Below are 7,353 nucleotides of genomic sequence, written 5' to 3'. Positions count from 1 at the left end.
GCGCGAAAGTAACCAAAGCGCTCTTGCCCCTTTCGTTCGGTGCCTCGCCCAGGCTCGGCATGCCCTCGCTCCGGTCCTGCTCCGTGGGCCCGCCGCCATCGGCCATCCCTGGCCGGGGGCGGCTAACCCGGCATCCTTGCCGGGTTGCCCACTGCGCAGAACCTGCGCTCGGCCTCACGAGGGGGCGGGCACCGCAACAACGCCGCGAGGCGGCCTGATAGCCGGCCTGTTCTCGCGGCTGTGCGCAATCCCTGTAGGAGTGAGCCTGCTCGCGATAGCTCTCTACCAGCCGACCTCTTTCTCTCAGATGTACATGAATCCAAAGGTGGGAGCTGGCTTGCCTGCGAAATTGCCTGACAGCTGACTTTTTTCTAGCGGCGCTCGTTGAAACCCCGATTAACGGCCAAAGAAGTTTCCTTCCTTAATCGCCGATCAGTCCTACATCAATACTTTTTCCCCGTTGTTAACGTGCCCGCCAGTTTTCGCGTGCACAGACCACGGACGGTTTGGATATCGCGCTCATTTCCTCTTTGCTTAAGGATAAGCGTATGTTCCGGCCGGCCAATGCGGCGCATTTCTCGTTGCACATTCCCGCGGTTCGTCATGATTTAAAGGTGCTGGCGTTTGCCGGGACCGAGGCGATCAGCGCCTTGTACGCGATCCACATTGAGCTGGTCAGCGAATACCCGGATTTCGATATCGAAAGCCTGCTCAGCCAACCGGCGTTTCTCCAGTTCGGGGTCAACGGCGAAGGGCTGCACGGGCGGATCGAAGATGTCTGGGTGGGGGAGGCCGGCCAGCGCCTGACGCGTTATCACCTGACTCTGGTGCCGGCGCTGCATTATTTGCAGTTCAGCCATAATCAACGGATTTTCCAGCGGCTCAACGTGCCGCAGATCATCACTCAGGTGCTCAACGGCCACGGTCTGCAGGCCGACGCCTTTGCCTTCCACGTCAGCCAAAGTCCGGAGCGCGAATACTGCACGCAGTACGCGGAAAGCGACTTCGAATTTCTCCAGCGCTTGTGCGCCGAGGACGGCATTGCCTGGCATCACCAGCATGCGCCTGACGGCCATCTGCTGGTGTTCAGCGATGACCAAACGTACTTCCCAAAACTCGGCGCCACCCCTTATCAGCAGGATTCGGGGATGGTCGCGGAGCATCCGGTGGTCAGCGAATTCGCCACGGGTTTTCGCACCCGCACCACCACCGTCACGCGCCGGGATTACGATTTTGAAAAGCCCAGGCTGCTGCTCGAAAGCCGCTTCACCGCCGAGTTCAGCCCGGAGCTGGAAGACTATCGCTACCCGCTGCTGATCGAGAACGAAAAACGCGGCAAACAACTCGCCCGCCAAGCCCTGGAACGCCACCGCAGCGATTACCAGTTGGCCACCGGCCAGAGTGACCAACCGATCCTGCGCAGTGGCCACTTTTTCGACCTCACCGAGCACCCGCGTAAAACCGCCAACGACCTGTGGTTGCTGCTCAGCGTCAGCCACCGGGGCAAACAGCCACAATCCCTCGAAGAGGCGATTACCAGCGACGTCCAAGCGGCTGATGGCTTCACCCAAGGCTATCGCAACAGTTTTAGCGCCATCCCGTGGGACGTGCATTACCGCCCGCCGTCGCGGCCGCGAAGAGCCCCGCTGGTCAGCCAGACTGCGCGCGTCACCGGGCCGGCCGGTGAAGAGATTTATTGCGATGAGTACGGTCGGGTCAAGGTCGAGCTGCCTTGGGATCGCGGCGAACTCGACAGCGAAAAAAGCAGCTGCTGGTTGCGGGTTTCCTCCAGTTGGGCGGGGGAGAATTTCGGCGCTGTCAGCGTGCCGCGCATCGGCATGGAAGTGGTGGTGACCTACCTCGAAGGCGACCCCGACCAACCGCTGATTACCGGCTGTGTCGCCAACAAAGTCACGCCCGTGCCCTACGCACTCCCTGAGCATAAAACCAAAAGCGTGCTGCGCAGCCACAGCTCACCGCACACCGGTGGCTACAACGAACTGGCACTGGAGGATCGCGCCGGCCAGGAAAAAATCTACCTGCGCGCGCAACGCGATCTCGAGCAACTGATCCTCAACGACAGCACCAGCCAGATCGGCAATGACCGCCGCGAACAGATCAGCCGCGACAGCCACAGCCTGATCGGCGGCGAGCGTTTTCAGCAGGTCGACAGCCACAGCGCCAGCCTGATCCAGGGCGATGAATCGCACACCACCCAAGGCGTGCGCCATACCGTGATCGGCAGCGACGAACTGATCAGCATCAGCGGCAACAGCAGTTCGACCACGGCGGGAACCTTGGTGATTCAGGCCGGGCCACACGCGCGCTTGACCGCCAGCCAAGTGGTAATCGATGCCGGTTCAAGCCTGACGCTGACGGCAGGCGGGCACCACATCGTGATCAATGCTGGGGGAATTTTCAGCAGCGTGGCGATTGTCGAGGGTGGCTCGCCGGTGGCCGGCATGGCTGCGCAGCTTGCTCAATCATTGATCCCGGCAGCGCCACAAGCATTGATCGCGCCAGCATTGGCCGTGCAAAAACTCGCCTTGATTCAAGCCGCACAGCAGGCTTCAGCGGTGTGCGCCGTGTGCGAAAAACTCGCGGAGATAGCGGCATGAATCAGGCTTATTTGCTGCTCGACCGAGCCCGGATTTCACACCTGCCCGAGCAGTTGATCGAGCTCGGCGGCACGACTTACCACTCGCTTTATCAAGCGACCGCCTACAGCGCTTTGGAAGAGGTTGGCCCGTTGCTGGTGCCCGTTGCGCCGGGGAGTTCGCTGGCGCAAAAGTTTACCAGTGCGTGGAGCGCGACTTGCGGCGTGTGGCTGGAGTCGGACGCCGGGGAAGCGCTGCTGCTCGAGCATCTGCGCAGCCTGGTTCACGCCCGGGTTGCGGGCGACGTCACGGTGCTTTTTCGTTATTTCGACCCGCGCGTTACCTCCCTGTGGCTGGCGCAAATGTCCGACGCTGAACGTGATCGCTTGATGGGCCCGGTGCGCTTGATCCGGCTGCCCGAACTGGATATCCACCAGCAAAACCCGGAGCAGGCCGTTGAGCGCTATGCGCATGAGCCTTGGTTAAGCCTGACACCGGACATGCTGGAACATCTGGCTACGGCGCAGCGACGGTGTTTCAGCCAGCAGTTGATCGAACACACGCAGCAGTATTTCGGCGAATACCTGCAAGGGCTTGACGCCTGCGCCCTGCAACAGTGGGCGTCCGACTGCCAGCAAAGTGCCGCGCGTCACGGCTACAGCGCCATCGATGAAGCGCTGCTCTGGGCGCGTTTTTACGCCGTGCTGGGCACACAGTTTCCTGAGGCGGCTGATCACGTCGCTTACCGACGCCTGTTGGCCGAGCCCGGCACATCGTCTGAACAACGGCTGGACAACCTGAATACCGAACTGACGCGGCAGTTGCTCACCGACAAGGAGTCCCGCGCATGAGTGCAAAAAAACTGGCCATGGTCGACAACGCCGCACAGGCCCAACGTGCCGCCAAGTCCCAACCGCACAAAGATATCGACAGCCAGATTGCGCCATGCCCGGCGAGCGCGCCCGAACTGTTTATCGTGCCCGTGCGCTACGCCTTGGCGGAAGAGCCAACCGAACACCAGTGCTGCGTTCCGGGTGTGATCACGCAAAGTCGCCCGATGGCGGCGCGACGCCTGCGCGGTGGGTTCGTTTATGTGTGGCAGGACCAGGGCCCGCTCAAACGCTACGGTGTTTGCGCGAGCGGATTGCTCAAGGAACAGGTGCTGGAGGCCGACGCCACACCGGTGATCGACGCGACCCTGAGCGGTCTGGTCCTGCCGAAAATCCATGACGCCTGGATGCTCTATAGCGAATACCCGTTGAACGCGGAACATTGCCAGGCGTTGACCGACAGCAGCGTCAAGCGCCGTGAACACATGCGTCATGTGGCGTTGCGCACCGTCGCCGATGAACTGCAAGCCGAGCACTGCCCGCCGCTGGATGAAGCCTCGCAAGTCATCGCCGAGCTGCTGATCAACAGTTACGCCCGGTCAATGAAAGCGGATCAGAAAAGCACCGTCGCCGACACCGACGCGCTGGGCGCCACGCTGATGAAAGAGCCGACGCCGGGCAACATTCAGACCTACAGCGATGCCATGCACCGTGCGCGGGAACGGGAAAAACTCCTTGAGCAGCACCCCGACGCCAGCGACCAAGCCCCAGGCGAGTGGAGCGCCGAAGCATGGGACGGTCAGGGCACCCGGAATTGGCTGGACAACGCCCGTGCGAGCGTCGAGGGACTTTACGGCGTTTTCGCTTGCCTGGATGACGATCTTGGCGTGTTGCGTGACATCAATCATGAACAGGAATGGCTGGAGGCAGGCCATGAAACCTGGCTGGGTGAAAACCAGTTGCGCCTGAGCGTCGGTGGTTTTGTCCGCGGCCTGATCACCGAGAATGGCGCCGAACTGGCCAGCACGCTCAGCTATCGCTACAAGGATCACGACATCGAACTGACCCCGGCACAGGGCGAGGTCATGCTGGCCACCCAGCACCGACTGGATGAGGAACTCAAGGCTGAAACCGTGGCGCGTCAGTACGGTGGCCAACCCACTGCGGCCGAAGCCCGCGCCCGGGATGCACGTATTTCCGCCATCGTCGCCCCGGTACGGGCCTTTATTCCGGCGGACTTGTACAACGAAGCGGAATTCGTCGTGCGCGGATACCGCGCTGAAAAACAGGCCAGTCTCAATAACCACTACTTCAGCGCCAAAGTCGGCAAATACATCGACCTCGATGCAATGGATAACTGGTTTTCGAAAACTGCCGCAGACCATTACCAGCAAATAGAAGACCGCCACACCGCACTGTTTGCCGACCGAGGCTTGTACCTCAAGCGCTCGCGCACCGGCACCTGGTTTGTCGATTATCACGATTTGGCTACCCGTGACTGGCTGACCGAACTGGCCACCGGATGCCTGACCGCTCAATGCATCCGCGCTGCGGGCGCCGAGCAATACGCCGACTACGTGCGCGCAGCGGATGGCGGCGCACTGACGCAACTGTTCAGCGCATGGACGCCCTCAATCGATGCGGCGGTCAACGGCGGTTCGCGCCTGAACGAGCTGCAGGCCGCCCTCGCGTCGGACAGCGTCAGCGCCACCCATCAGGCATTGGCACCCATGAGCCTGATGGTCCTGAACAACATCGCCGACATGGCCCGAGACGCCAGCAGCTCATGGAGCGCGCTGGTCAACCGGCTGTCGGCGTCGCTGCTTTTGCTCAGAGGGGACGGCGCTTTCAGCAAATCCTGGATGGGCGTCCTCATCGCCACCCGCCTGGGCGGCGACACACCGCTACGGCTCGTCACCGAGGGCGGCCGCTCGGCGTGGAAACTGGTGGGCGCGCGGGCGGATGCGCTGCTCGAATGGGTGAAAGCGACAGCGCAAGCGATTGGTGCCGGACGGGTCGGCAAGGTTATGAACTCGCCTGCCGTGGTTAACAGCGGTGGTGTGCTGCCATTGGCGATGCTGATGTTGAACGTGGTTAATGCGGCGGGGTACCTGAAGGAAGCGGCGGCGTTGGAGGGGATGGATAGTCGGCGGGTGAATGACACGGTGTCGGCGAGTTTGTATGCGTCGGCGGCGTTGGTGGCGGTGATTGATAGTCAGGTTAGGAAGGGATTGGGGGTTAAGGAGATGGGTAAGGGCTTAACCACGGCCCCTACGTTGACTTTGTTTGGTGGAGCTGTTGGTTTGCTGTCAGCCGGTGCGGCCGTCGCAGAGTTCAAGTCTTTACAAATTCAACTTGAAAACGCCCAAAACCGAATCGACCCATGGCTGGAGATGCGCCAAGTCGTTGTTGGCGGGCAAGTAGCAGCTTTTGGCACCCAAGCGATGTTGGGTTTTAGCTATACCGCTCGTGCATTGGCAGGTTCAATAACTGCAGACGTCGCGATTTTGCGCTTCACGTTGTACATGGGCCCGCTGAACTGGGTGATTCTCGCACTCGGCGTGCTTTACATCATTGCCAGGATCTTGGAACAGACCCCGCTGCAGAATTTCCTCAATTACTGCTGTTGGTCAAAAGCCCGGGCATCGGACTTGACCGCCATCGCGCCGAAAGCGCAAGTCGACGAACTCGACCGGCTCTACCGCATCCTCTATGCACCTCGGGTCAGCATGCAAAGCAGCGCCCAGCCAGCATCGAGCACTGGCCCATCCGGCCTGGCGTTCGTCAGTTCCATTGATGCCCTGACCATCGATTTGCCGGGCGCAGAGCCCGGCAGTGTTTATCTCGAACTGAGCATGGTCGGGGATCCAATGGATACCCAGGCCTCCCGTGACCTGATCAAAAGCAGTCCACTCCATCACTACAAAACCCCGCGTCCGTGGCGCGACATGACACCTCATTGGTTGTCCGGCAGCACTTGCCAGTGGATCCCGCACCAGGAAGGTCAGGGCTTACGTCTGAGCGGCCCGTTCAACACGCTGAAAAACGTATTGGGCACAACGCCCGCCACTGTTTCCCTGCGTTTGCGCTACCGCACGCCGCTGCTCTCGATGCTCGGCGCGCATAACTTCATCGGTGGCGAGCGAGGGTTGGCATTCACCCTGGCTGACTCTACCGGCGTAGTCGAGCTGCGGAACGACCCGACCCCGCACCTCGACCGTGTGCCCAATTACCCGCTCGGCGAAGAACATCCCGGTGCTATTTATCTGCAACCCAAGGACAAACGATGAGGACGCCACCGGCAGGCACAACAAAAAAACGGACGTTTTCGCGTAATGACTACTTGGCTCCGTTGCCCGTCCCTACTGGAGAAAAACCCCAGGACGTACTCAATACCATCTGGCGTAAAAACGAAGCTTTCTTGGATGTAGGCAACTACAGCATTGGTGCCGCAGTCATGGGGCCTTGGCTGGGAATGATGTTGTTTTTGTCCATGGCTTATGGGTTCAGGAATATTGCGTTTGACTTCAGTGCTTTCGCTCTTATCGGTGGAGCAATAATCACTGGGATTCCTGCCCTCATGATGATTAGTGCCCTTTTTCGGGTCGTCCCTCCACCCATTCGCTTCAACCGCCAACGCCGAGAAATCTGCGTCCCCCGCGACAACGGCGAATACTGGATCGTGCCCTGGGAAAGCGTCACCGCCGCTGCTACGCAACAGTCGTCGGTCAGTCAGGCCGGTAAAGCGACTATGGGATTACTGATCATCGGGTTCGAAAACCCGGACCCGCTGGCGGAGGAAGACAACAAACATTTCTCGCTGGGTTTCAACTGTGGCGGCGGTACGACCGCAATGGCGTTGTGGGAGTGCATGCGCAGTTACATGGAGATCGGTCCCGAAGCCGTTCCCGAAAGTCGAGTGGGCG

General features: G+C 60.5%; 4 protein-coding genes. All 4 read left to right on the top strand.

Going from position 1 to position 7,353, the window contains the following annotated elements; all coding sequences use genetic code 11:
* Positions 1-548 precede the first annotated feature (548 nt).
* On the top strand, positions 549-2,618 hold the full coding sequence (tssI, locus tag BI292_RS07695; RefSeq protein WP_101207510.1) for a type VI secretion system tip protein TssI/VgrG: 2,070 nt from the start codon (positions 549-551) through the stop codon (positions 2,616-2,618).
* Entirely contained in the window at positions 2,615-3,448 is an 834-nt protein-coding gene (locus tag BI292_RS07690; RefSeq protein ID WP_101207509.1) for a DUF4123 domain-containing protein, read from the top strand. The genes tssI and BI292_RS07690 overlap by 4 nt, the downstream gene beginning before the upstream one ends.
* A complete protein-coding gene (locus BI292_RS29120; protein WP_256592634.1) occupies positions 3,445-6,717 on the top strand; it encodes a toxin VasX in 3,273 nt (1,090 codons plus the stop codon). The genes BI292_RS07690 and BI292_RS29120 overlap by 4 nt, the downstream gene beginning before the upstream one ends.
* Positions 6,714-7,353, top strand: a 640-nt coding sequence (locus tag BI292_RS07680; protein WP_101207508.1) for a hypothetical protein, incomplete at its 3' end; no start/stop codon positions are given. The genes BI292_RS29120 and BI292_RS07680, both read left to right, overlap by 4 nt.

Source organism: Pseudomonas sp. 43NM1, from assembly GCF_002836905.1.
Lineage (GTDB): Bacteria > Pseudomonadota > Gammaproteobacteria > Pseudomonadales > Pseudomonadaceae > Aquipseudomonas > Aquipseudomonas prosekii.
The sequence above is the reverse complement of the archived record's forward strand: the minus strand, read 5'-3'. Positions and strand labels throughout refer to the sequence as shown.